This window comes from Emticicia sp. (assembly GCF_049241225.1).
Classification (GTDB): domain Bacteria; phylum Bacteroidota; class Bacteroidia; order Cytophagales; family Spirosomataceae; genus Emticicia.
The window spans coordinates 1-3,524 of record NZ_JBMLRC010000173.1 but is presented as its reverse complement, the minus strand read 5'-3'; the positions used below and the strand labels follow the sequence as shown (position 1 = coordinate 3,524).

Genomic DNA, 3,524 nt, shown 5'->3' with positions numbered 1-3,524 from the left:
TATAGCCGAACTACAAAAAATTGCCGAGGAAGCCAGAGAAGACCTCGGCGATGACCTTACAAATAGAAAAGGCAAAAATGTGAGAGCGAGTGGTTTGGTTGAGTAAAATAATATTAGAACGCAGATTATTAAGATTTTTATGATGATGTATGATAATCATAACTAATCATAAAAATCCGCTAAATCTGCGTTCTAACATTTATATCACTTCCCTCCAGGAGGGCAATTTTGCTTCAAATAATTGGTGAAAAGCGTATTTAAGTGCCTACGAGTACCTTCTCCTTCATAAATTCCGTGACTACGATTTGGGTAAGGCATAAACTGGAATTGGCGGTTATGCTTAATTAACTCATTGACAAGCATTTCGGCATTTTGATAATGCACATTATCGTCTCCCGTTCCGTGAATATACAATAGATTTCCAACCAAATTTTTAGCGTGCGTAATGGGCGAACCATTCACGAAATCTTCACGGTTTTCTTGTGGAAGTCCCATGTAGCGTTCTTGATAGATATTATCATAACAAAGTTGATTTCCAACGGCTGCCACCGAAATACCAGTCTGATAAAACTGCGGATATTGGAAAAGTAAATTTAAAGTCGAAGAACCTCCCCCACTCCAGCCATGCACTGCCACACGAGTAGTATCAACATATTTCCATTTTCTGATTTCCTTTACCGCCATCGCTTGGTCACGGATATTCACGACACCGATTTTGCGATAAATAGCTTTTCTCCACGCACGTCCGCGAGGTAGTGGCGTCCCACGATTATCAACCGAAGCGTAGATATAGCCATCTTTTGCCATATCGCCATTATAAAGGCCATTCATGCCTGTACCATAAGTATCTTTTACGGTAGCAGATGCTGGCTCGCCATAAACATTGAACACAATTGGATAACGTTTCGTAGAATCGAAATTGACAGGTTTTACCATCCAACCTTCGATATCAATTCCATCTTCGGTTTTTACTTTAAAAAACTCTACTCGTTTATTCACTTTCAAATTGGACAATTTTGCAGCAATACTTTCTTTTTCGTTCAATGGCGAATGGTCAGCTAAAGTTATCCATTCGGTCATTGGGGCAATATTTGCACTTGAAAATGAATGTCGAGCAAATTTTCCGTTAGGCGAAAGCACATAATTGTGAGTTCCTGCAGGAGCATTTGGTAAAACTGGCTGCATTTCGGCACTACCATCTAATTTAATGCGGAAAAGATAATTTTGAAGTGCATTTTGAGGTGAACCAGTGAAATAAACAAAACCATTGGCTTCATCAATCAGCGGAATATGCACGATGTCATAATTGCCTTTGGTGAGCAAAGTTTCTTTGCCATTCAAATCCATTTTGTAGATATGTCGCCAGCCATCTTTTTCACTTACCCACAAAAACTCCTTGCCACCTTTCAGCCATTCCCAGCCTTCTTGTTCATCGGCCCAACGCTCTTTGGTATCAATCCAAGCCTCGTCCGATTCAGTATAAATTGTTTTAGTTTTGCCCGTAAGTGCCTGACAGATAATGACTTTACTCTGATTTTGCTTGCGGTTCAATTGTTGAATAATGATATCATTCGTGTTTGGCACCCACTCCATGCGTGGCACGTAAGTTTGTTGTGGGTCACCTTCGATGTTCATTTTTAAGGTTTTCCCAGTAGCTACATTTGCCACTAAAATCTTATATGGTGATGGGCTTTCTCCCACTTTTGGGTACTCAACTGGCACGTTATACGAATAAATCGAGTCAGTATTATTAATCATCAAGAAATCACGAATCTTGGTGGCATCAATTTGCCAATAAGCAATACTTTTTCCATCTGGGCTCCAACGAAAGCCATCACGGCACGCAAATTCTTCTTCATACACCCAATCGAAAGTACCGTTTATCATTCGGCGAGTACCATTGGTGGTCAAGGCTTTGATTTTTTTTGTTGCCAAATCTTCCACAAACAAATTATGTTCGCTCACATAAGCTACTTTCGAGCCATCGGGTGAAAATTTCGCAAACATCAACGACGAAGCAGGTTTACCTTGCCCAAGTTGATATAAAGCATTGGTTTTGAGGTCTAAAACCCAATAATCGCCACGAGTATCGTATCGCCAAACTTGTTTTGTGTTGGTATAAATCAAGGCTTTTGAGTCATCAGCACTCAATGTATAGCTTCTTACATTCAAAGGTTTTTCGGCTCCTTTGGGCGTAAGTTGGGCTTTGGTAATTAAAGTCGTTTTTTGTTGCGTTGGCAATGTATAAGCCACCACTTCTCCGCCTTCGGTGCGAGTATAGGCATTGCCGTCTTTCGTCCATCTGATTTGTTGGGCTTGGGCGAGGTTTACAAGTAGTAAAAAGCTAAGTAATAAAAGAAGGCTCTTTTTCATAAATTGAGGCTGGTTGATGAAACTTTTTTTGTCAAAAATAGTAATTTTTGCTTGAATCGAATAATCAATCCAATAATTCGTTCTATTAATAAACACTACTTTATGAAAATCATCCGACATCTACTTTTAACTTTACTTCTCAGCACAATTCTATGCAGTTGCTGGCTCGATGCTGAAGACAAAGCAGGAAAATTTATGCGAGAAGTTGTAAATCTTACAGAGTTTAATTCTGAGTTTGATGATTATAATTCGAACTTACCTGCCAACAAATATGGAGAATCGTATCTTGTTTTTTCTTCAAAAAGAGATAATCGTAATTTCTTTAACTTGGTAGGCTTCTCGACAAAAATAGAATATGACGATAAAAAGAACGCTCCTTCGCTTTCGAGGTCTTCATCAGGAAATGATAGTTTCTATTCTACACTTTTTGTTAGTGGTTTCATGAGCAAAATCAATGGAAATTTCAACGTATTGGGGCCTTTTGTATTAAATCAATACAATTTGGTTTCTTACGGAAATTCGCCTAAATACCAGTTTTTGTTCTACGCCGACGACCAAAATAAAAACCTTGACATCAAAGTAATATATAGCGATAAAGCTGGCAAAGAAGTAGGTCCAATTTCGGTAGACTATCTCAACTCAAAGGCTGATGATGCTTATCCATACATTACACAAAATGGAAATCAAGTTTTTTATTGCTCAAATAGAGAGGAAAGTTTTGATATTTATCAATCAACCATAGGTGCAAGCTATGCCGACAATACGACTTCGATGATTGACCAAATCATAAATCCGAAAACTCCTGTTAGCATAAAAATCTCCAGTATTTCAGATGCAAAGGCCGATGATAAATGTCCTTATCTTTGGCAAGGAGGCAATATAATGGTTTTTACATCGAACCGAGCCGGAGGGTTTGGAGGATACGATATTTATTATTCGGTTTTGGAAAATGGAGTTTGGAGTTCACCAATAAATGCTGGTCCACGCATCAATACTCAATATGATGAATATCGGCCAATGTTGCCTAATTTAGTCAATTTCAGCTATCCCTTGATGATTTTTTCATCGAATCGCCCCGAAGGTAAAGGTGGTTTTGATTTATATATGACAGGACTTGTAGAAACGGATAATATGAGGAATGTGAAGAAGTA

2 protein-coding genes are annotated in these 3,524 nt (G+C 38.5%); one reads left to right on the top strand and one right to left on the bottom strand.

Annotated features, from left to right (window positions below; translation table 11 throughout):
• Positions 1-204: 204 nt before the first annotated feature.
• On the bottom strand, positions 205-2,373 hold the full coding sequence (locus ACOVO2_RS09955) for a DPP IV N-terminal domain-containing protein (RefSeq protein WP_421769822.1): 2,169 nt from the start codon (positions 2,371-2,373) through the stop codon (positions 205-207).
• Between the two features lie 102 nt (positions 2,374-2,475).
• Between ACOVO2_RS09955 and ACOVO2_RS09950 the strand changes: the two genes are divergently transcribed.
• Positions 2,476-3,524 (top strand): hypothetical protein (locus ACOVO2_RS09950; protein ID WP_421769821.1); only part of this gene is annotated, 1,049 nt, incomplete at its 3' end.